The following is a 20,464-nucleotide window of genomic DNA, read 5'->3' on the forward strand; positions in this document are numbered from 1 at the left end:
CGGCCACCGGGAATAGCTTACCTTTATTGGAAATTAAATTTCCGGGGTGGTTTTAAAGCCAACCAGCATCAGGATCGGCTGCTTCTGCGCCGCTGCGGCGTCAAACTGATAGTGGTTGCCCTGACGGTCGCCGCCGATGTACCAGGAGATCTCGGTTTTCCCTTCCGCCAGCGCCTTACGCACTGCTTTATCGATATCCACCATCCGATACTCACGAGATGAATTGAGATACAGTTGAGCATCAGAGTTGTAGCTGCAGGCCGGCCGATGCTTCCAGGTCACGCTCGCCGCGCTCCAGTCATTACTGGCCGGGTAGAAGAAGATCTGGTCCGCGCCGTTAGTTTCCACTTTGCCGCCGTACAGACGCAGGCGATATTTAAACAGCGACGCATCCTGATCTTTCGGCAGCGCCGGGATTTTAAACTTCACCAGGGTCAGGGTTTCCGGGTTGCTGGTACGGCCGCCGTTCTTCCAGTTATCGGAAATCTGCAGCGCTTCAGGCGCCCCGAAGTTAACATTCGGCTGCGCGCTCTCGACCACCGCGTTTTCTTCCGCCAGCGAGAAGCTATAAGGCACGTTGGTCCCGCAATCCATGCCTTCATTCATACAGTGTTCGGTCATGAAGTGCGCGCCCTCGACCGTCCAGCCGTTCATGAAATCAGCATGGGCGGTATAGATACTGCCCCACTTCTCTTCACGTTTATCGCCCTTCATAACCGGGTCCATCGACAACTCAATTTTTGCCGTGTCCAGTGATTTAATCTGCGGCAGCACGTAGGCGATATTCATATTAACCGTCGGGATTTTTACCGGATAGTCGGCCGGGCAGGCGCCGTTGACATCATAGGCGGCGTTGCTGTGACCGTGGCTCGGCTTCAGGTTGACGCCATCCCAGCAGTTGGGGAACTGAATACCGATATTAAACTGCACCGCGTCGCCCGCTTTACGTAGGCCGCAAACCTCACCTGCCTTGTTGCTATAGCCTTTACCGTTGGCGCACAGGAAGGTTATCCGTGAGCTCGGCGCGGAGCCGTGGTGGTCGCCAGCCAGCAGCTCTAACCCCGACGGGAAAGGATGCAGCGGATACTGTTCGACTTTGGTCGCCTGGTAATAGGTTTTCTGATAAGCCGGAGTGACAATTTGTCCATCCGGCAACTTCATTGACGGCGCCCAATAGGCGGAACTATCGGCCTTGTTATCACAGGTGGTTTCCGGCTGCGCGCGCAGGGTTTGATAAGTTGAGACCGCGTCGGTGTGGGTATTGCCGAAGAAATCATGCCACATCGCCTGGTTTGGCATACCGAACATCATAATCGCGTCGTCGCCAAGAGTGTGGCTGTAACCGCATACCGCCTGGGCTTGCGGTCCTGCATGGGCGGAAAAAGCGCTGGCGGCCAGCAGCGGGGTCAGGGCCAGTACAACTGAGTTAGCTTTCATTTTACGATCCTCCTTGTTTGAAGGACCGTAGAGATAGCAAGCGTGCGCCAATGTTACACATCAGCAAACATCATTTTATCTCATTCGCGCATAATCCATGAATACTGGAAGGTTTTCGCCGCCGGAAAATGGGTGCGCCGACGGTACGAGCCGAGCGCCTGCGGCGTGCAGTAGGTACAGCTTCCCAGCCATTCGGTATTTTCCGCCGCCACCCCGGCCTGTTGCAGCACCCGCTGCGCCAGCGCGCGGAGATCGAACCACAGATTATCGTTCCCGGTCGCCTGCGCTTGCCCGGTTTCTGGCGGGGCGAGGCGCTGATGAAACAGCTCGTCATTGTACCGTTTTGCCAGCTTGCCCGCCGGCATGGTCAACAGCAACTGATAAAACTCGGCCGAAACCTCATAGCAGCAGGCGTGAATATGCGGCCCGCAGACCACCACAACGTCTTCTATTGCCACATGATGCTGGCGAAATAGCGCCAGGCTGTTTTCGATAATGCCGCTGGCCGCTCCTCGCCAGCCGGCATGCACGCTGCAAACATAGCGCCCATCCCGCGAGGCCATTAACAGCGGTAAACAGTCGGCGGTGACGACGCCGACCTTTTGCCCACGCAGAGCCGTAAATACAGCATCGGCATGCGGCCGCTCTGCCTGCGGCCCCTGATAATGATGAACAACATTGCCGTGCACCAGCTTAACCGGCGCCATTTCGCTGTACGGAAAAGCGGCGGTTTCGTGCACATCGAGAAAAGCGTAACGAATACCGGGGATATCACTTAATAAGCGGGATGGATAAGACATAACGGCGCATGAATGGATTGGTGGTGGATTTACCGTAGGTCAAAGCCGCTCGATACGCAAGATGTGGATGCTTTGTTCCCGGTATCGCTATATAATTTAATATATATCGCTTATTCTTATCCAACCGGGTTAATCCATGTCACCACACCGTTTACTTTTGGCGCTAACGTTGTTCAGCGCCAGCCTGTTCACCAGCCAGGCCTTTGCCGACCGCACCGTCACCGACCAACTGGGCCGCCAGGTTACGCTGCCGGACCACATCACCCGCGCGGTCGTCCTGCAGCACCAGACGCTAAATCTCCTGGTCCAGTTGAATGCCGGCGACGATATCGTCGGCGTGTTAAGCAGCTGGAAAAAACAGCTCGGGCCGCAGTTTGTCCGCTTTATGCCCGCTATTGAAAATCTGCCGACGCCGGGCGATTTAACTCAGGTCAATATCGAAAGCCTGCTGGCGCTGCATCCGCAGGTGGTGTTCGTCGCCAATTACGCGCCGCAGGCGATGATCCAGCAGATCCAAAACGCCGGGGTTCCGGTCGTTGCGATATCCCTGCGTCAGGACGCGGCGGGCGAGAAAAACAAAATGAACCCGACAATGGCCAATGAAGAGCAGGCCTATAACGACGGGCTTAAACAGGGGATCCGCCTGATTGGCGAAGTCGTCGAACGCCAAAACCAGGCCGAAGCGCTGATTGATTACACCTTTGCGGCGCGAGCAGAAGCTAACGCTCCGGTCGCCGGTATCCCTGACAGCCAGCGGGTGCGCGTGTACATGGCCAATCCAGATCTCAACACTTACGGCTCCGGCAAATATACCGGTCTGATGATGAAGCATGCCGGGGCGCTGAACGTTGCGGCCGCGACGGTTAAGGGTGCCCGTCAGGTCTCGCTGGAACAGGTTCTGCAGTGGAACCCTGAGGTGATCTTCGTCCAGGACCGCTATCCGCAGGTGGTCAAACAGATTGAAAACGACCCGCAATGGCAAGCGATAGACGCGGTGAAAAACCACCGGGTATGGCTGATGCCGGAATACGCCAAGGCCTGGGGCTACCCAATGCCGGAAGCGCTGGCGATAGGCGAACTGTGGATGGCAAAAAAGCTCTATCCTTCCCGCTACCGGAACGTCGATGTCGATGCGAAAGCGCAGGATTACTATCAACGCTTCTACCGCGTGAAATGGACGCCGAATGCGCAGTAACCTTCACTGGGCCCTGCTGCACGGCGGACTGGCGGCGGCGACGTTGTTTATCGCTATCGTTTCGCTATGCCTGGGGCAGTACCACCTCAGCCTGAATGAGGTCTTTCATGAGCTTACGCATGGCGCGCCCGATAGCGGCATCGCCGGGCAGATAGTCTGGTCAGTCAGGCTTCCCAGGGTAGTGATGGCGCTGCTGGCCGGCGGCTCGCTGGGGCTATGCGGCGCGACTTTACAAGGCGTATTCCACAACCCGCTGGTCGACCCGCATATCATCGGCGTGACCTCCGGCTCCGCCTTCGGCGGCACGCTGGCGATCCTGCTGGGTTTTGACATCATATCGATGATGGGGTGTACCTTCTTCTTCGGCCTCGCCGCGCTGGTGTTGGTTTATCTGATTGCCAGGCTGCAAGGGCGTGAAAACACGCTAGCGCTGATCCTTTCCGGCATTATTCTCAGCGGTTTCTTTGCCGCGCTGGTCAGCCTGATGCAGTACCTTGCCGACACGGAAGAAACCCTGCCGAATATCGTTTTCTGGCTGCTCGGCAGCTTTGCCACCGCTAACTGGCATAAAGTGCTGTCCATGGCGCTGCCGGTCGCCGTCGCCGCCGTTATCCTGCTTAAGCTGCGCTGGCGTATCAACCTGCTGGCGCTGGATGATAAAGATGCGCGCGGTCTTGGCGTTTCGGTGACCACATTGCGCCGCGGAGTGTTGGTTTGCTGCGCGGTGCTGGTCGCCGCCCAGGTCGCGGTCAGCGGCAGCATCGCCTGGGTTGGGCTGGTGATTCCGCACCTGGCGCGCCTGCTGGTTGGCGCCGATCACCGCCGACTGCTGCCAACGGCATTCTGGCTCGGCGGCGCGTTTATGGTGGTGGTGGACGACCTGGCGCGCACCTTAACCCAGGCGGAGATTCCGATTGGCATTATTACCGCCCTGCTCGGCGCGCCGCTGTTTACCCTTTTACTCATTCGGTCCCAACGCCGCGGAGTGGCCCAATGAACATTTCATTATCACTGGACGCCCTGCGCTATGGCCATCGTCAGCCGCTCTTCTCCCCACTATCAATGCAGTGCCGTCACGGGCAAATCTGGGCGATACTGGGCGCCAATGGTCGCGGCAAAAGCACGCTAATGGATACCCTGACCGGCGTTCTGCCGCCGCTCGGCGGAAAGTTTAGCGTAGAAGGCGGCATCGCCATCGTGCCGCAGTCGTTTCGTCCGGCATTCGGCTGGCAGGTACGCGATGTAGTACTGATGGGGCGCGCCCGCCACGTCGATCTGTTCGCGCAGCCGGGGCCGGAAGATGAACGGGAGGTTCAACAGGCGCTGGCGCAGTTGGGGATCGCCGCGCTGGCCAATCGGCTTTTTCGCGCCCTGTCCGGCGGACAGCAGCAGTTGGCGCTCATTGCCCGCGCGCTGGTCAGTGAGAGTCAGAATATCCTGTTAGACGAACCCTGCTCAGCGCTGGATCTGGCCAATCAACAGATTGTGTTACAGCTGATTAGCGACCTTGCTCATCGGCAGAAGCGCACCGTGATGTTCACCACCCATGATCCGACTCACGCCCTGCAGGTCGCCAGCCATACCCTGCTGCTGTTGCCCGGCGGCGAATGGCTGGCGGGAGAGTCGTTCGCGGTGCTCAGCGAGACAAACCTGCGGCGCGCCTACGGGCTACCGGTCCACAAAATCGATCATCCCGGTAGCGAGGTGCCGTTACTGGCGCCTCAGTTTACGATCCATCGTTAACGGCCAAAAAACCTGCCGCGCGCAGAAAATTCTGCCCTTCCTCAGCGGTAATAAAGCGCCGTAGCTGCCGCGCGGCGGCGCTCTCCTCAATTTCTGCCAGCTGATATTCGCAGCGAATATTCCACGGCTCGGGAATGAGTAACGTGCGAAACTGCGCGCTCTCCGTCATCTGAACCGCATAGTGGGCGTAGCCGATAAACAGATCGGCAAAGTCTTCGCCAATTAGCCATGCCCCTGCGGTAGCGCCCGACGGTACAGTGAGCGACGCCCGACCGCCGACCAGCTGCTGCGCCCGGGCCATCAACGTCCGTCCGAGGCCCGGATAGCTGGCCTCAAGACGGGCAAAAAGCTGCCAGGTGTAATCACCGGAAGGATCGCAGCCCGGTGTCGAGGTCGCCAGCCGCAGCCGAGAATCGTGCAGTAACGCCAGCCAGTCAGCGCGATCGGTATCAGGCGTGCGGCGCACGGTCAGCATCAGTCGGTTAGCGGCAAACGAACAGCATTTTATCGCAAGCCCGGCTTGCAGCAGCGCCTGAGGGTGTTCGGTATTCGCACAGGCGAACAGCGAGCAGCGTTCGCCGCCTTCAATGCGTTCGCGCAGCAGGCCGGCCGGGCCAAACTGCGCCTCGACCTGAATGCCGCTAAGCTGCTGAAATCGCGCCAGCAGCGGGAGGAAAGCGCTTTTCAGGCTTCCCGCCGCCAGCAGCGTCAATGAAGGGGTCATCACACGAATCGCTATAAAGATGAAAATATAGCGCCAGGATAACGCCATTTTTGTTGATTCAGTAGCGAATTTCCGCCCGTTCGCGCAGCTGTTCCGGCGTCGCCACCGGCAGCTGGAAGAACTCGAGATAGGCCGGAATCATTTCGAACAGCATATCGGTACCGCGCTGAATCGGACACCCCAGCGCCTGCGCCGCCCGCAGTAGCGGAGTATATTCAACGCTCATCACCACCTCGCCGACCCAGGTACGCGGCGACAGGCGCGAAACGTCCAGCGGTAGCGGATCATCCGCTTTCATGCCCAGCGGCGTGGCGTTGACCACCAGATCCTGCGCGGCGGGATCGCGCTGCATCAGAACGATCTCCAGACGCGGATAGTGCTGATGCAGCCGTTGCGCCAGCGCCTCGGCGGCGGATAAAGAGGTATCGAACAGCGTCAAGGTACTGACCCCTGCGGCCGCCAGCGATGCGGCAATCGCCGAGCCGACGCCGCCGCAGCCGAACACCTGCGCCCGCGCTCCTTGTGGTTGAAAGCCCTTGCGCTTAATCCCCAGCACAAAGCCTTCGCCATCGAACATATCGCCGCGCAGGCTGCCGTCGGCTTCGCGGCGGATGGCATTGCAGGCGCCGGCGATTGCCGCCGTCGGGCTCAGTTGGTCTACCAGCCCGCAGGTAGCCATTTTATGCGGCATGGTGACCAGCGCGCCGACGATGTTAGTCATGGAAAACAGCGCTGGCACCAGCGCCGCGTAATCCTCCGGCTTCACCCCCATCGGCACCACTTTGACGTCCGCCTCGCAATGGGCCAGCCATGGGTTATAAATCATCGGCGCTTTAAAACTGGCGGTCGGATAACCAAGATGCGCTATCAGCCGCGTATGACCACTAATGATCATGCCCTACTCCTGTTGTTACTGCGAAAGTTCGATGCGTTTGACATCGCCAAGGATAAACAGATAGGCCACTACGCCAAGCAGCGCCGCGCCGCCGATATAGACCAGCGCGTAGAAAAAACTACCGGAAGCGGCAACGATAAAACCGATAATCAGCGGCGTGAGGATCCCCGCCAGATTGGTGCAGAAATTAAAGATGCCGGCGGTTATCCCGCCCATCCCCTGCGGCGCGATATCGGAGATTAGCGTCCAGCCAAGGCCAACCATACCCTGACCGAAAAAGGCAAAAGACATCATCAGGATCACCGCCAGGTCGCTCGGCAGCCAGTTGGCGGAAATAATGCTGCTGGCCATCATCAGTCCGACGACGATAGGCAGCTTACGCGCCAGATTGGCCGAACCGGTGGCTTTCAACAGCTTGTCGGAGAGCCAGCCGCCAAACAGCACGCCACCCGCCGCGGCGAGAAACGGCAAGATGGCGAAGAAGCCTACTTTCAACCACGCCATGTGGCGCTCGGTCGCCAGGTACGTTGGAAACCAGGTCAGAAAGAAGACCAGCACGGTATTACCGGCGAATTGACCGACGCTGGCGCCAATCACCTGTCGTTTTGCCAACAGCTGGCGCACCAGCGGCCAGCTAAAAGCGTTTTGCTGCTGCTGCGCGCTAGCCAGTCCGCCGCCACGAAGAATATGTTCGCGTTCACTGTCGCTCAGGCGGCTGTCCTGATGGGGTTCGCGGTAGCAACGCCACCAGACCAGCGCGAACAGGATGCCAACAACCCCGACGCTGATAAACAGCGCGCGCCAGCCGAAGCTGCCCATAATCCAGAACAGCAGCGGCGAGAAACAGGCCAGCCCGAGATATTCACCGACGGTGTAGACCGCCGTGGCCTTCGCGCGCTCCTGCTGTGGAAACCAGGTACTCACTACCCTGCTGTTGACCGGAAAACAGGGCGCTTCACTGACGCCAAGCCCGAAGCGACACAGCAACAGCGTTTTCAAGCCAATCGCCATACCGTGAAATAAGGTGAACAGCGACCACAGCGCCAATGAGAGGAAATAGGTCACCTTATTGCCGAAACGATCGAGGAAAATACCGCCGGGGATTTGCGCCAGCGCGTAGGTCCAGGCAAAGGCCGAAAAGACAATTCCCATGATGGCGGCATCAATGCCGAGCTCGGCGGTCAGTTTCGGCGCGGCGATACCGAGCACCGTGCGGTCGAGATAGTTAATCATCGTGCCGACGGCCAGCAGCGCCAGGATCCCGATACGCCGCCGGGAGCGAGGCGCGGTGGTCGCGCTATCCGCCGCCGTCGCCTGGTTATGGCTATAAGAGTTCATAGTCGTTTCCTGTCTTGAGTACAGATGAATGTTGTTATTGTGTTTGCGATGTTGTGTGGTGAACCATTTGCTACGTTTAACTGTACTGCATCGCCGAAAGGCGGACGGCGGCATTTACCGCGCCGTACTGGGCGTAACCGTCGCGCCGTTCGGTCAATTCGAAGAAGAAACGCCCCGCCGCGAATGGACGGGTATAAAGGTGGAGGAATTCGCCGCCGCGGGTATCACGGTCGTAGAGAATTTGCAGGCGTTGCAGCGTCTCTACCTGCGACTCTCCACCGAAGCGCGCCAGCAGATCCTCATAGTAATTCGCCGGGATCGGTAGCGCGTTCAGCGCGGCCTGCGGCAGATTTTCGAGCGTTGCGGGTAAATCGCGGCAGGCAAAAGCGGCGTGCTGTAGCCCGGCGCCCTGATAACAGGCGACCGAACGCGCTATCTGCGTGGCTCGACTTTGCGAAATATTCAGCGCCAGACGGATATTGCCCTGCGGGCTATGAACCGCCAGGCTGCGCACCAGGCCGTATGGGTCGGGCAACGTCTGTTCGTGTTCGAGACTGAAGCCGAAAACCGTACGGAAAAAGATAATCCAGTTGTCGCGGCTATCGGCCTCCATGCCTAACGCCAGATGGTCAATACCGCAGTAGTCGTCGCGCGGCGCGTCTGCCTGCAAATGAAAATCGCGGGCGTAGATGTCGTCACCGGTTTCAACCAGGTAGATCAGGCTGCCATCCGGGGCGCAAACCGCCGGGATCGAACTCTCATTAGGACCGGCATCCCCCTGCCAGGTGGCATAACCGTAGGCGCGGGCGCGCTCCACAACCGGTGCGCTGTGGCTCACCCGCAGCGCCATTGCGCACAACGAGATGCCGTGACGCTGATGAAAATGGTCGGCCCAGCTGTGCGGCTGCGCGTTAACAATCACCCGCGCCTCGCCATTACGCCAGAGCGCAACCTGCTTGGAACGATGCTTGCCCTGAAGCTTAAAGCCCAACTGCGTCAGGCGCTGGCCAAGCGCGACAGACTCCGCCGGACTGGCGGCGAACTCAATAAACTCCAGACCGTCATAGTGCGGTAGCGCAGGTGGCGAAAATAACGCCGCGTCGCTATCCGCAAGCTGCCGACGGGTCTGCTCTTCGAGCCACAGCAACGAACGATAGCCATCTTTCGCCGTGGCACCCGTGGGCGAGGCGCGAAAGCCGTCATTGAAAATCTCCAGCGACCAGGGTCCGCGATAGCCGCAGCGGGTCAGTTCACAGGCGAAATCCACCAGCGGCAGTTGTCCCTGGCCAGGGAAGCAGCGGAAATGACGGCTCCATTCGAGGACATCCATCTTCATCAACGGCGCGTCGGCCAGCTGCAGGAAGGTGATTTTCTCAACCGGCACCTCGGCAAGGCCTTGTAGATCATCACCGAGCGACAGAATATGGAAACTATCAAGAACGATGCCCATCGCCGGGCTGTTAACCCGCTGCACCCGTTCCCATGCCTGACGCCAGCGGTTAACGTGAGTACCCCACGCCAGCGCTTCGTAGCCAATGACAACCCCCTCCTGCTCGGCGAGATCGGCCAGCGCGCGCAGGTCGGCGACCTGCAGTTCGATATCGGCCGAACAGTCCGGCTGGACGTTGCTACAGAGCAGCATGGTGTCGCAACCCAGTTCATGCATCAGGGCGAATTTCCGCTTCGCCCGCTGCAGGTTAGCGGCAAACTGCGCGCGGCTGGCGCCCTCGAAATCGCGAAAGGGTTGAAAAAGGGTGATTTTTAGCCCTAATTCAGCGGCAAGGTTGCGAATATCGCGCGGCGTGCCCGTATAATAGAGCAGATCGTTTTCAAAGATTTCAACGCCCTGATAACCGGCCGCGGCGATAGCGTGCAGCTTTTCGGGTAAAGTTCCGGATATCGAGACGGTAGCGATGGAACGCAACATAAGAGTCCTCGGGTCATCATTCGACATGAGCACTGACTATGTATCATTTGGTTCACAGGCGCCAGATTTGGTTGCTAAATTGTGATCATTATGTGTATTTTTTGTCTCCATAGAAAAAGGAGTCGTTATGTCCCTCGTTGCTCATGATGAAGCACAATCCCTGAAAGAGCGCATCTTTGCCGCCGCCATCACCGTGTTTGCCGAATATGGCCTCCCCGGCGCGCGTATGGAGCAGATCGCCATCGAGGCGCAAACCACCAAGCGCATGGTGGTCTACTACTTCAAGAGCAAAGAGCAGCTGTACCAGGCGGTACTGCAACATGTGTATGCGCGGATCCGTGAAACGGAACAACAGCTGGGGCTGGAGCACCTGCCGCCGGTCGAGGCGCTGGTGCAATTGGTGAAATGGAGCGTGCGCTATCACGCCACTCACGCCGACTACATGCGAGTTATCTGTATGGAAAACATGCAGCGCGGCAAGTGGTTGAAGGGTTCCGGGGAGCTGAAACCGCTGAACCGTACCGCGCTGTCGATTATCGAAGATATTCTGCAACGCGGCCAGCAACAGGGGATTTTCCAGGCCGGTCTGCAGGCGCGCGACGTGCATCGGCTGATCAGTAGTTTTAGCTTCTATCAGGTATCGAATTTTTATACTTTTAGCAGCCTGTATCTCGACGATCCGCTGCCTGAAATCGACGACGAAGCAATGGTTTCACACCACTGCGAGATTGCGGTAAAAGCGGTGATTCGGTTCGTTATCTCTTAAGCATTACTTATGTCGGGGCGCGGGGTTTAGTGCCCCGACAACGCGTGAATCACCCTTTCCATCGCCTCGCGGGTGAGCGCTGAACGTTCAATTTTGCTATTTGCCAGCGCGGTGCGTACGACACCGGCAATAACAATATGTTTCGGCTCCTGACCAAGATCGCGCATTTCCAATACCACCTTACCCACTACGCGGCACATTTCCTGATAGAGTTCGTCGTCTTTCGCTTTATTTCCCATTATTAAGACTCGTAAATTATCATTATCAATCAATTCATTATTGATACGATTTTATAATAAAGCAAACTGCGCTATTTTTTTTCACTCAATGAAGCGTTTTACTGCCTTTAATAGGTTTGTAAATGTGATAAAACACCGTTTAATCTGATCCGCTGCGGCAAAAGTCTGTTGCAGCTTCGCGAGCGAATCGTGTGAATTTTGTTACATTAATCACACTAAAAATGAAACGCCGTTTTTATTTTCCTTTTTCGTTTCGGCAGCGTATAATGCGCCTCGATTCTTTCTTGAATGGTTTCAGCGCATTGGACTGCACAAAAAAACGTACAAAACATTGCCACTTTTCATGGGCTGAACCGCCAGCACACATTCTTCTGCACGCTCTTTTGTTGTCACCTATCCTTAGAGCGTGGCATTGCAACTTTCGTAACACAGGTTTGACTCCGCGGCAGTGCGCCCCCGGAGCGAGATTTCCATATCCTTCACAACTTAAAGACTAAGACTGTCATGAAAAAGACCAAAATTGTTTGCACCATCGGTCCGAAAACCGAATCCGAAGAGATGTTGACCAAAATGCTGGACGCGGGCATGAACGTCATGCGTCTGAACTTCTCTCACGGCGACTATGCGGAACACGGTCAGCGCATCCAGAACCTGCGCAATGTGATGAACAAAACCGGTAAGAAAGCCGCAATCCTGCTGGACACCAAAGGGCCGGAAATCCGCACCATCAAGCTGGAAGGCGGTAACGACGTCTCCCTGAAAGCGGGCCAGACCTTTACCTTTACCACTGACAAGTCCGTGGTCGGCAACAATGAAATCGTTGCGGTGACCTACGAAGGCTTCACCACCGACCTGAGCGTCGGCAACACCGTACTGGTCGACGATGGTCTGATCGGCATGGAAGTGACCGCGATCGAAGGTAACAAAGTTATCTGTAAAGTGCTGAACAACGGCGACCTCGGCGAGAACAAAGGCGTTAACCTGCCGGGCGTCTCTATCGCTCTGCCGGCGCTGGCTGAAAAAGACAAGCAGGACCTGATCTTCGGTTGTGAGCAAGGCGTTGATTTCGTAGCCGCTTCCTTTATCCGTAAGCGTTCTGACGTGGTTGAAATCCGCGAGCACCTGAAGGCGCACGGCGGCGAAAACATCCAGATCATCTCTAAAATCGAAAACCAGGAAGGCCTGAACAACTTCGACGAAATCCTCGAAGCATCCGACGGCATCATGGTTGCGCGCGGTGATATGGGCGTTGAAATCCCGGTTGAAGAAGTTATCTTCGCACAGAAGATGATCATCGAAAAATGTATCCGCGCGCGCAAAGTCGTTATCACCGCGACCCAGATGCTGGATTCCATGATCAAAAACCCGCGTCCGACCCGCGCTGAAGCAGGCGACGTCGCTAACGCCATCCTCGACGGCACCGACGCCGTAATGCTGTCCGGCGAATCCGCGAAAGGTAAATACCCGCTGGAAGCCGTTACCATTATGGCGACCATCTGCGAGCGTACCGACCGCGTGATGACCAGCCGTCTGGATTACAACAACGACAACCGTAAACTGCGTATTACCGAAGCGGTTTGCCGCGGCGCTGTTGAAACCGCTGAAAAACTGGAAGCGCCGCTGATTGTCGTCGCTACCCAGGGCGGTAAATCCGCGCGCGCCGTGCGTAAATACTTCCCGGACGCCACTATCCTGGCGCTGACCACCAACGAAACTACCGCTCGTCAGTTAGTCCTGAGCAAAGGCGTAGTACCGCAGCTGGTGAAAGAGATCGCCTCTACTGATGATTTCTACCACCTGGGTAAAGAGCTGGCGCTGCAGAGCGGCCTGGCGCGTAAAGGGGACGTGGTTGTGATGGTTTCCGGCGCGCTGGTTCCAAGCGGCACCACTAACACCGCCTCCGTGCACGTGCTGTAATAATTTACAGGTTATTTTATCTTTTTTTAAAGCGCTCCAGTCGGGGCGCTTTTTTTTATTCATTCACTAGCTGTTCTTAATAAAAATGCAAATCGGATTTTACTATTTAATAAGAGATTATCTAAGATGAATCCGATGGAAGCCTTCTGTTTTCACAGCGCTTTTTAAACTAGATCTACGAATTCGATGCTTCTTTGAGCGAACGATCAAAAATAAGTGCATTCGGGTAAAAAAAATATTCTCATCCCAAAAAAGTTTGTGTAATACTTGTAACGCTACATGGAGATTAACTCAATCTAGAGGGTATTAATAATGAATCGTACTAAACTGGTACTGGGCGCGGTAATCCTGGGTTCTACTCTGCTGGCTGGTTGCTCCAGCAATGCTAAAATCGATCAGCTGTCTTCTGACGTTCAGACTCTGAACGCTAAAGTTGACCAGCTGAGCAACGACGTGAACGCAATGCGTTCTGACGTTCAGGCTGCTAAAGACGACGCAGCTCGCGCTAACCAGCGTCTGGACAACCAGGCTCACTCTTACCGTAAGTAAGAGTTCTGGTAATAAAAATGGCGCACATTGTGCGCCATTTTTTTTGCCTGTTGTTTTACCCTACTGCGTCAGTTTAGTGTCATTCTGCTGGCTGTTCTGTGCCGACAGCTCGGTCGTCGCGCTGCCCGCCCCTTCAGAAACCACCACCGGATAGCCCGCTCTTCGCGACAGCGCTTTTTTCAGTTGCAGGTCATCCACCGCTTTATCGTCAGAAAAGGCGTGAAACGCGGCAGGAAGCGTGTAAGAGATTGTCCGGGTATTTTCCCCTTCAGTTTGCGAAAGCGGCCTGTGGACCTCTACATAGCGTTTACCATCGGGTTCTACCGCGAACTTCACCGGCTGATTGATAATCCGTACCGGCGTGCCGGCGCGCACCTGGCTGAACAGCGCCTTGATGTCGTCAGCGTTCATTCGCATACAGCCGGAACTCACCCGTAGCCCGACGCTATCAGGCGCATTAGTGCCGTGGATCAGATACTCGCCGTTACCGTAGGCCAGTCGCAGCGCGTAGCGGCCTAATGGGTTATTGGGCCCGGCGGGGATCACCGGCGGCAGCTTAATGCCCTTCTCCAGCGAGCGCGCGCGAATACCGGCAGTCGGCGTCCAGGTCGGGTTAGGGATTTTCTGCCCGACGCGGGTGGTCATCTCCGGCGTTTCCAGCCCCAACTGGCCAATGCCGAGCGGATAAACCTGCACCTGATTTTGCCCCGGCGGGAAATAGTACAGCCGCAGCTCGGCCAGGTTGACGACAATGCCTTCACGCGGGACATCCGGCAGCAGCATCTGCGATGGGATTAAGACCCGTGTGCCCGGCTTCGGCTGCACCGGCGCAATCGTATCGTTGGCTTCAAGAATCAGCATCGCCGCCGTGTCGAAATGGCGGGCGATAGCCTGCAGGTTGCGATCCCCTTCCTGTACCGTCCAGTATTGGTTTTGGCCAATCAAACGGCTGTTGGCCGGGGGAAGCGGATAATCGACAGCCCAGGCGCCGTGCTGCGCGCTCAGAGCTGCGAGAAGGGTCATTGCGATGAGAGACGCGCGTTTCATACTGAGATTCCTTCTTTCGCTGATAAAACGCCAGGATCTGCGCGGCGACGAAAGCGTTCGCCTTCGTCGCACGTAACAGAATGAAATCTACCTGTTTATTCTAGCTAAGATTTGCGGCTTTCGCGCGAATTGCGCGGATCATCGCTTCAAGGCCCTGCGAGCGGGAGGGGGTAAGATGTTGGGTCAACGCCATTTTTTCAAACCACGGGCGTACATCGAATTCGCTAATATCCTGCGCGGTCATGCGGTCATAAAGGATGAATACTACCGAAATCAGCCCTTTGACGATGGCCGCATCGCTATCGCCGCGTAGGGTAATCACGCCGGATGGCTCCTGCTCCATCACGATCCACACCTGGCTTTGGCAGCCCTGAATAATATTCTGCGCGATGTGTTCTTCCGCGCTGAGCGGCGCCAGGCGTTGGCCGAGTTCAATGATGTAGAGATACTTCTCTTCCCAGTTAGCGCAGCGAGAAAAGTTGCGCAGCAATTTGTCTTTGTCTGGTAATGCCGCCATAGTCGCGTCCTTTAACCCAGTAATTTGTGGATCCGCTGCAGCCCGGCCACCAGCCGATCCACCTCTTCCATCGTATTGTACATCGCCAGCGACGCCCGGCACATCGCCGGAACCTGATAGAACGCCATCAGCGGCATCGCGCAATGGTGTCCGGTACGCACCGCAATACCGTAGTTATCGAGAAAACTGCCGACATCGTAGGCATGATGTTTCCCGAGGTTAAAAGCGATAACGCCCAAACGATGTTGCGGGCCGTAAAGCGTCAAATCCGGCACCTTTTTCAGCTCCTCGAGAGCATAGCGCATCAGCGTCTGCTCATATTCGCCGATCTGCTCAAGCCCAATCTCGCTGACGTAGTCCAACGCGGCGCCGAGGCCAATAATTCCACCGGTATTCGGCGTGCCGGCTTCAAAGCGCCACGGCGCTTTCGCCCAGGTGGTGCCATCCCTCAGGCTGACGGTGGCAATCATCGACCCGCCGCCTTCCCACGGCGGCATCTCCTGCAGCAACGCTTCTTTGGCGTACAGCACGCCGATCCCGGTCGGCCCGTACAGCTTATGCGCCGAGAAGACGTAAAAATCGCAATCCAGCGCCTGCACATCCACCGGGTGATGCATCACCGCCTGCGCGCCATCCACCAGCACCTTCGCGCCATGCTGATGCGCCAGCGGGATCAGCGCCGATAGCGGGTTTTCTGTCCCCAGTACGTTCGACACCTGGGTTATCGCCAGCAGCCGGGTGCGGTCGTCAAATAGACCGGGAATAACATCGAGTTGTAGGGTACCGTCCTGGTTGAGCGGGATCACTCTTAGCTCGGCGCCGACGCGGGCACAGAGCATCTGCCACGGCACGATATTGGCGTGGTGTTCCATTTCGCTGACGATAATATTATCGCCGGCCCCGACGTTAGCCCCGCCCCAGCTATTGGCTACCAGATTGATGCCTTCGGTGGTACCTCGTACGAACACCAGCTCTTCCGGCGAGCGGGCATTAAGAAAAGCGGCCGCCTGCTGGCGTACCTGCTCCATCCGCGCCGTCGCTTCGGCGCTCAGGGTATGGATACCACGATGGACGGCAGCGTAACCATGGCGATAAAACTCGGCTTCGGCGTTAATCACCGCTTCCGGTTTCTGCGCGCTGGCGGCGCTATCGAGATAAACCAATGGTTGGCCGTTAACCTCTCGGCTCAACACCGGGAAATCGGCGCGCAGGCGTTCTACTGAAAATGTCATGCATCCCCTCCCGGCAGGCGCTTGCCAATGCGCGCCAACACCTGTTGTTTCAGCGCGTCATCGCTAATGGCTTCAGTAAGTTCGGCGGCGAAGGCGTAAAGGATCATCTGCTGCGCCGCCTGTTGTTCGATGCCGCGCGAGCGCAGATAGAACAGCTGTTCGTCATCGATACGACCGACGGTGGCGCCGTGGCTGCATTTGACGTCGTCCGCGTAAATTTCCAGCTGCGGTTTGGTATCGACTTCCGCCAGCCTTCCCAACAACAGATTGTTATTGGTCATCTGACCATCGGTTTTCAGCGCGTGTTTCGCGACGTTAATCAGGCCATTAAATACCGCCCGCCCCTTATCGCTGACGATGGTTTTGTGTAGTTGACGGCTGTTGCAGTAGCCAACGCGGTGATCGAGCCAGGTACGGCTGTCGCAGACCTCGTTTTTCACCGGCATCGCCAGCGAGTTAATGCGCAGATTGCTGTTTTCACCGGCCAGACGGGTACTGGTATGGTGTCGTAACACCGCGCCGCCCAGCAGGAAGCTGCTGCTGAATGCCGAAGCATCGCGGCCAAGCAGCAGATCGTTATGGGCGAAGTGGTAGCTTTGCCCATTTTCAAACGCCAGCTTGATATGCTGCAGATGGGCGTTGTCGGCGACAGACATCGTCAGGCGTCCGCCGGTGAAATGCCGCTGCTCATCAAGGCTAATATAGTGTTCGATGATGGTCGCCTGCGCCCCGCTCTCCAGCGCCAGATGATGGCGATAGTGAGCGGTATTAAGCTCGTCGCCGGCCAGTCCACTGGTAATGTGCATCAGCAGCAGCGGTTTCTCCGGGCGCTGATTGCGCTTCACGTCGATGCGGGTTACCGTCTGCGCCAGACTTTCGGTGAGATGAAGAAACACTTCCGGCTGTACCGCATCCGGCAGATGCTGGCGCTGGTTATCAACGCTAACGTCAAAACCGCTAGCGGTGAGATCGTCGCTGAGCGCCGGGCTGAAGCGGCCATCAATAAACACCATCCGCCAGGCGTCGAGGTTGAGCGCCAGCGCGTCGCGCTGCGCCACGCTGAGTGTAGCCGGCGTCGCAACAAACGTGCCGCTTAGCAGCGCGTCCAGCGGTGTATATTTCCAGTTTTCATGTTTGCGCGTCGGCAACCCCAGGCGCAACAGCTGTTGCAAATGCTGATTGGCCTGCGGCGTGCGTTCTTCGCCCTGTGCTTCAAACAGATGATGCCACTGCTGCAGCGCGTTACTGCTGTTCGGTAAGCCAGCCATAGCCCTGCTCCTCCAGTTGTTTAACCAGAGTGAAATCGCCCGACTTGACGATTCGCCCCTGATACAGCACGTGGACATAATCCGGTTTGATGTAATCAAGGATACGCTGATAGTGGGTGACGATAATAAAGGCGCGTTTGCCGTCACGCAGTGAGTTAACCCCCTCCGAGACAATCTTCAGGGCATCAATATCCAGCCCGGAATCCGATTCATCGAGGATACACAGCTCGGGCTCAAGCACCGCCATTTGCAGAATATCGTTGCGTTTTTTCTCGCCGCCGGAGAAACCAACGTTCACCGAACGAGTTAGCAGATCTTCCGGCATCTTCAGCAGTTTGATCTTCTCTTCCATTAAATCCTGGAAATCGAAACGATCCAGCGCCTCCAGGCCGCGATAGGCGCGTACGGCGTTGAGCGCGGTTTGCAGGAAAAACTGATTACTGACGCCTGGAATTTCCACCGGATACTGAAAAGCCATAAAAATGCCCTCCCCGGCGCGATCCTCCGGGGCGAGTTCGAGCAGGTCTTTGCCCTTAAACTCGACGCTGCCGCCGGTGACTTCGTAATCCTCCCGTCCGGCGAGGGTAGCCGAGAGCGTACTTTTCCCTGAGCCGTTAGGGCCCATGATCGCGTGGACTTCGCCGGGGCGCACCTCAAGGTTCAGCCCGCGCAGGATCTCTTTGTCTTCTACGGCGACTTGCAAATCTTTAATACTTAACATCTTTTTTCCTTAATTATCAGCCGACGCTATGTTCAAGGCTAATAGCCAGCAATTTTTGCGCTTCGACGGCGAACTCCAGCGGCAATTCTGAGAACACGTCTTTACAGAATCCATTGACGATCATTGAGATCGCATCATCTTCGCTAATACCCCGCTGCAGGCAGTAAAACAGCTGGTCTTCACCAATCCGCGAGGTGGTGGCTTCGTGTTCCAGCTGGGCGCTGTTATTGCGGCATTCGACATACGGGAAGGTATGCGCCCCGCAGTCCGGGCCGATCAGCATCGAATCGCACTGGGTGAAGTTCCGGGCGTTCGTCGCGGTCGGCATAATTTTGACCAGTCCGCGATAGCTATTCTGGCTGTGTCCGGCGGAGATCCCTTTCGAGATGATGGTCGAACGGGTGTTCTTGCCGATATGGATCATTTTGGTCCCGGTATCCGCCTGCTGATGGCCGCTGGTCAACGCCACCGAGAAGAATTCGCCGATCGAGTTATCGCCGCGCAGAATGCAGCTCGGGTATTTCCATGTTATAGCCGAACCGGTTTCCGACTGGGTCCACGACATCTTGCTGTTTTCGCCTTCGCACAGCGCGCGCTTGGTGACGAAGTTAAGGATGCCGCCGGTATTGTTGTCGCCGGGGAACCAGTTCTGCACGGTGGAGTACTTCACTTCCGCATCTTTATGAATGATGACTTCAACCACCGCCGCATGCAGCTGATAGCTGTCGCGTACCGGCGCCGAGCAGCCTTCGATATAGCTCACGTAGCTACCCTCGTCGGCGACCAGAATCGTACGTTCAAACTGGCCGGTTTTCTCGGCGTTGATGCGGAAATAGGTCGACAGCTCCATCGGACAGCGCACACCTTTCGGCACGTAGATAAAGGTGCCATCGGAAGCGACCGCGGCGTTCAGCGCAGCGAAGAAGTTGTCGTTGCCCGGCACTACGGTACCGAGATACTTTTTCACCAGTTCCGGATGATCGTGAATCGCTTCGCCAAAGGAGCAGAAGATGATCCCCTGCTCCGCCAGCTTCTCGCGATAGGTGGTTGCCACCGATACCGAGTCGAAAATGGCGTCCACCGCGACTTCTTTGCCTTCGCGTACCGGTACCCCGAGCAGGTTAAAGGCTTCCTCGACTTCATTTGTCAGGAAGGTGTTTGCCCCGGTCTGTTGCACCGCGCCGGGCTCCGAGGCGCAGGTCTCGTCGCAGTTGCCGCAGGATGGCGCCGAGTAGTAGCTGTAATCCTGATAATTAAGCTTATCGTAATGCGCTTTCAGCCAGTGCGGCTCCTCCATCTCCTGCCAGGCCTTAAAGGCGTTGAGACGAAATTCGAGCATCCACTCCGGTTCATTACGACGAGCGGAAATCGCGCGTACCACCTCTTCATTAATGCCTTTGGCCAGCTCATCGGTTTGTAGCTGGGTAAAAAAGCCTTCTTTATAGTTGAGCGGGCCGCCGGTCCAGCTTTTGACATCGTCAGTTGCTTCAGTATTTCGAGACATAGTTACTCCGCCTGAACCCCGAAGCTTTCGCCGCAGCCGCATTCGTGCTGCGCTTTCGGGTTATGAAACTTGAATATTTCATTTAAGCCTTCGCGAACATAATCCAGTTCGGTACCGTCAATGAACGGCATCGCCTGCAGCGGCGCAAACAGCTTGGCACCGTCGCGTTCAAACAGCAGATCGTCGTCCGCCGGCTCGGCAATCATTTCCAGCACGTAGCCAAAACCGGCGCAGCCGCTGGTTTTAATCCCCAGGCGCAGTCCCTGTTTGTCCGGCTGTTTGTGCATCAGATCGCGAATATGGGCCGCCGCAGCGGGGGTCATCGTTAGCCCCTGCCAGTTGAAATCGTCAGGATTAAAGGTGTTTGTTTGTAGTTCCATCGCTCTACCTCATCGAGTGCCGCCATCGGGCCATACCCTCATGTTAGTGATAATGATTATCACTTCAACCCTGCCGGAGCAGGGGTATTCGGCCATTTCGCCCGTTTCTGCGCTTTTCTATAAGCATAGACCCTGGTGAAGGGGTTATCAGGAAGCAATTCTTATATTTAATAGATTGATAAATAATAAGTTATTGAGAATAAGAGCACAGGCGAAGCGGCAATGGAAAAGATGTATCGAAAATACCGATTTATGCGATAGAGAC

At 56.5% G+C, this 20,464-nt stretch carries 21 protein-coding genes; 6 read left to right on the plus strand and 15 right to left on the minus strand.

Going from position 1 to position 20,464, the window contains the following annotated elements; genetic code table 11:
• Positions 1-33: 33 nt before the first annotated feature.
• Both ABLU78_RS19645 and ABLU78_RS19650 read right to left on the minus strand, forming a co-directional pair.
• Positions 34-1,437, minus strand: coding sequence for a DUF1996 domain-containing protein (locus ABLU78_RS19645; protein WP_045385866.1), 1,404 nt, complete (start codon positions 1,435-1,437; stop codon positions 34-36).
• 80 nt (positions 1,438-1,517) lie between these two features.
• Entirely contained in the window at positions 1,518-2,237 is a 720-nt protein-coding gene (locus ABLU78_RS19650; RefSeq protein ID WP_015366997.1) for a polyphenol oxidase family protein, read from the minus strand.
• Between the two features lie 136 nt (positions 2,238-2,373).
• Between ABLU78_RS19650 and ABLU78_RS19655 the strand changes: the two genes are divergently transcribed.
• The 3 genes from ABLU78_RS19655 to ABLU78_RS19665 are packed head-to-tail and all read left to right on the plus strand — an operon-like array spanning position 2,374 to position 5,175.
• Positions 2,374-3,432, plus strand: coding sequence for an ABC transporter substrate-binding protein (locus ABLU78_RS19655; protein ID WP_015366998.1), 1,059 nt, complete (start codon positions 2,374-2,376; stop codon positions 3,430-3,432).
• Positions 3,422-4,429 (plus strand): iron ABC transporter permease, encoded by a 1,008-nt coding sequence (locus tag ABLU78_RS19660; protein ID WP_048228679.1) that lies wholly within the window; start codon positions 3,422-3,424, stop codon positions 4,427-4,429. The genes ABLU78_RS19655 and ABLU78_RS19660 overlap by 11 nt, the downstream gene beginning before the upstream one ends.
• Positions 4,426-5,175, plus strand: a complete 750-nt coding sequence (locus ABLU78_RS19665) for an ABC transporter ATP-binding protein (RefSeq protein ID WP_048228678.1) — start codon at positions 4,426-4,428, stop codon at positions 5,173-5,175. Before ABLU78_RS19660 ends, ABLU78_RS19665 begins: the two co-directional genes overlap by 4 nt.
• On the opposite strand, the gene ABLU78_RS19670 is transcribed toward ABLU78_RS19665, so the two are convergent.
• From ABLU78_RS19670 to ABLU78_RS19685, 4 genes are all read right to left on the minus strand, one after another.
• Positions 5,159-5,899 (minus strand): substrate-binding domain-containing protein, encoded by a 741-nt coding sequence (locus ABLU78_RS19670; RefSeq protein WP_032707819.1) that lies wholly within the window; start codon positions 5,897-5,899, stop codon positions 5,159-5,161. The two genes, ABLU78_RS19665 and ABLU78_RS19670, sit on opposite strands and share 17 nt — an antisense overlap.
• Before the next feature lie 58 nt (positions 5,900-5,957).
• Positions 5,958-6,794 (minus strand): shikimate 5-dehydrogenase, encoded by an 837-nt coding sequence (locus ABLU78_RS19675; RefSeq protein ID WP_015367002.1) that lies wholly within the window; start codon positions 6,792-6,794, stop codon positions 5,958-5,960.
• 15 nt (positions 6,795-6,809) lie between these two features.
• Entirely contained in the window at positions 6,810-8,132 is a 1,323-nt protein-coding gene (locus ABLU78_RS19680) for an MFS transporter (RefSeq protein ID WP_048228677.1), read from the minus strand.
• Between the two features lie 76 nt (positions 8,133-8,208).
• On the minus strand, positions 8,209-10,059 hold the full coding sequence (locus ABLU78_RS19685; protein WP_048228676.1) for a sugar phosphate isomerase/epimerase and 4-hydroxyphenylpyruvate domain-containing protein: 1,851 nt from the start codon (positions 10,057-10,059) through the stop codon (positions 8,209-8,211).
• A 127-nt stretch (positions 10,060-10,186) separates the two neighbouring features.
• On the opposite strand from ABLU78_RS19685, the gene ABLU78_RS19690 reads away from it, so the two are divergent.
• The gene (locus tag ABLU78_RS19690; RefSeq protein ID WP_015367005.1) at positions 10,187-10,825 is read left to right on the plus strand and encodes a TetR family transcriptional regulator; all 639 of its coding nucleotides are present in this window, start codon (positions 10,187-10,189) and stop codon (positions 10,823-10,825) included.
• 26 nt (positions 10,826-10,851) lie between these two features.
• Here ABLU78_RS19690 and fumD read toward each other — a convergent pair whose 3' ends face one another.
• On the minus strand, positions 10,852-11,064 hold the full coding sequence (gene fumD, locus ABLU78_RS19695) for a fumarate hydratase FumD (RefSeq protein WP_015367006.1): 213 nt from the start codon (positions 11,062-11,064) through the stop codon (positions 10,852-10,854).
• 235 nt (positions 11,065-11,299) lie between these two features.
• A complete protein-coding gene (locus ABLU78_RS19700; RefSeq protein ID WP_161799851.1) occupies positions 11,300-11,431 on the minus strand; it encodes a hypothetical protein in 132 nt (43 codons plus the stop codon).
• A gap of 137 nt (positions 11,432-11,568) precedes the next feature.
• Here ABLU78_RS19700 and pykF point away from each other — a divergent pair, with 137 nt between their 5' ends.
• On the plus strand, positions 11,569-12,981 hold the full coding sequence (gene pykF / locus ABLU78_RS19705; protein ID WP_015705134.1) for a pyruvate kinase PykF: 1,413 nt from the start codon (positions 11,569-11,571) through the stop codon (positions 12,979-12,981).
• Positions 12,982-13,293: 312 nt separating this feature from the next.
• The gene (locus ABLU78_RS19710) at positions 13,294-13,530 is read left to right on the plus strand and encodes a major outer membrane lipoprotein (protein WP_002908860.1); all 237 of its coding nucleotides are present in this window, start codon (positions 13,294-13,296) and stop codon (positions 13,528-13,530) included.
• Between the two features lie 60 nt (positions 13,531-13,590).
• Here the strand turns inward: ABLU78_RS19710 and ABLU78_RS19715 are convergent, their stop codons facing one another.
• The 7 genes from ABLU78_RS19715 to sufA form a co-directional block, all read right to left on the minus strand.
• The gene (locus tag ABLU78_RS19715; protein ID WP_020079084.1) at positions 13,591-14,577 is read right to left on the minus strand and encodes a L,D-transpeptidase family protein; all 987 of its coding nucleotides are present in this window, start codon (positions 14,575-14,577) and stop codon (positions 13,591-13,593) included.
• Positions 14,578-14,677: 100 nt separating this feature from the next.
• On the minus strand, positions 14,678-15,094 hold the full coding sequence (gene sufE, locus ABLU78_RS19720; protein ID WP_048228675.1) for a cysteine desulfuration protein SufE: 417 nt from the start codon (positions 15,092-15,094) through the stop codon (positions 14,678-14,680).
• A gap of 11 nt (positions 15,095-15,105) precedes the next feature.
• Positions 15,106-16,326, minus strand: coding sequence for a cysteine desulfurase SufS (gene sufS / locus ABLU78_RS19725; RefSeq protein WP_048228674.1), 1,221 nt, complete (start codon positions 16,324-16,326; stop codon positions 15,106-15,108).
• Positions 16,323-17,594, minus strand: coding sequence for a Fe-S cluster assembly protein SufD (sufD, locus tag ABLU78_RS19730; RefSeq protein ID WP_015367011.1), 1,272 nt, complete (start codon positions 17,592-17,594; stop codon positions 16,323-16,325). The genes sufS and sufD overlap by 4 nt, the downstream gene beginning before the upstream one ends.
• Positions 17,569-18,315: a Fe-S cluster assembly ATPase SufC gene (gene sufC / locus ABLU78_RS19735; RefSeq protein WP_015367012.1), complete on the minus strand. Its 747-nt coding sequence runs from the start codon at positions 18,313-18,315 to the stop codon at positions 17,569-17,571. Before sufC ends, sufD begins: the two co-directional genes overlap by 26 nt.
• 16 nt (positions 18,316-18,331) lie before the next feature.
• Positions 18,332-19,819 carry a Fe-S cluster assembly protein SufB gene (sufB, locus tag ABLU78_RS19740; RefSeq protein WP_015705129.1) on the minus strand — a complete coding sequence of 496 codons (1,488 nt, stop codon included), beginning with the start codon at positions 19,817-19,819 and terminating at the stop codon, positions 18,332-18,334.
• Positions 19,820-19,821: 2 nt separating this feature from the next.
• The gene (sufA, locus tag ABLU78_RS19745; protein WP_015367014.1) at positions 19,822-20,199 is read right to left on the minus strand and encodes a Fe-S cluster assembly scaffold SufA; all 378 of its coding nucleotides are present in this window, start codon (positions 20,197-20,199) and stop codon (positions 19,822-19,824) included.
• Between the last annotated feature and the right edge of the window lie 265 nt (positions 20,200-20,464).

Origin of the sequence: Klebsiella sp. JN_Kp122 (assembly GCF_040062085.1) — a bacterium.
Classification (GTDB): domain Bacteria; phylum Pseudomonadota; class Gammaproteobacteria; order Enterobacterales; family Enterobacteriaceae; genus Klebsiella; species Klebsiella aerogenes.

Coding starts and splice junctions, on each gene's coding strand:
- ABLU78_RS19645 (WP_045385866.1), bottom strand. CDS start 1,437: ATGAAAGCTAACTCAGTTGTACTGGCCCTGACCCCGCTGCTGGCCGCC.
- ABLU78_RS19650 (WP_015366997.1), bottom strand. CDS start 2,237: ATGTCTTATCCATCCCGCTTATTAAGTGATATCCCCGGTATTCGTTAC.
- ABLU78_RS19655 (WP_015366998.1), top strand. CDS start 2,374: ATGTCACCACACCGTTTACTTTTGGCGCTAACGTTGTTCAGCGCCAGC.
- ABLU78_RS19660 (WP_048228679.1), top strand. CDS start 3,422: ATGCGCAGTAACCTTCACTGGGCCCTGCTGCACGGCGGACTGGCGGCG.
- ABLU78_RS19665 (WP_048228678.1), top strand. CDS start 4,426: ATGAACATTTCATTATCACTGGACGCCCTGCGCTATGGCCATCGTCAG.
- ABLU78_RS19670 (WP_032707819.1), bottom strand. CDS start 5,899: ATGACCCCTTCATTGACGCTGCTGGCGGCGGGAAGCCTGAAAAGCGCT.
- ABLU78_RS19675 (WP_015367002.1), bottom strand. CDS start 6,794: ATGATCATTAGTGGTCATACGCGGCTGATAGCGCATCTTGGTTATCCG.
- ABLU78_RS19680 (WP_048228677.1), bottom strand. CDS start 8,132: ATGAACTCTTATAGCCATAACCAGGCGACGGCGGCGGATAGCGCGACC.
- ABLU78_RS19685 (WP_048228676.1), bottom strand. CDS start 10,059: ATGTTGCGTTCCATCGCTACCGTCTCGATATCCGGAACTTTACCCGAA.
- ABLU78_RS19690 (WP_015367005.1), top strand. CDS start 10,187: ATGTCCCTCGTTGCTCATGATGAAGCACAATCCCTGAAAGAGCGCATC.
- fumD (WP_015367006.1), bottom strand. CDS start 11,064: ATGGGAAATAAAGCGAAAGACGACGAACTCTATCAGGAAATGTGCCGC.
- ABLU78_RS19700 (WP_161799851.1), bottom strand. CDS start 11,431: ATGTGTGCTGGCGGTTCAGCCCATGAAAAGTGGCAATGTTTTGTACGT.
- pykF (WP_015705134.1), top strand. CDS start 11,569: ATGAAAAAGACCAAAATTGTTTGCACCATCGGTCCGAAAACCGAATCC.
- ABLU78_RS19710 (WP_002908860.1), top strand. CDS start 13,294: ATGAATCGTACTAAACTGGTACTGGGCGCGGTAATCCTGGGTTCTACT.
- ABLU78_RS19715 (WP_020079084.1), bottom strand. CDS start 14,577: ATGAAACGCGCGTCTCTCATCGCAATGACCCTTCTCGCAGCTCTGAGC.
- sufE (WP_048228675.1), bottom strand. CDS start 15,094: ATGGCGGCATTACCAGACAAAGACAAATTGCTGCGCAACTTTTCTCGC.
- sufS (WP_048228674.1), bottom strand. CDS start 16,326: ATGACATTTTCAGTAGAACGCCTGCGCGCCGATTTCCCGGTGTTGAGC.
- sufD (WP_015367011.1), bottom strand. CDS start 17,594: ATGGCTGGCTTACCGAACAGCAGTAACGCGCTGCAGCAGTGGCATCAT.
- sufC (WP_015367012.1), bottom strand. CDS start 18,315: ATGTTAAGTATTAAAGATTTGCAAGTCGCCGTAGAAGACAAAGAGATC.
- sufB (WP_015705129.1), bottom strand. CDS start 19,819: ATGTCTCGAAATACTGAAGCAACTGACGATGTCAAAAGCTGGACCGGC.
- sufA (WP_015367014.1), bottom strand. CDS start 20,199: ATGGAACTACAAACAAACACCTTTAATCCTGACGATTTCAACTGGCAG.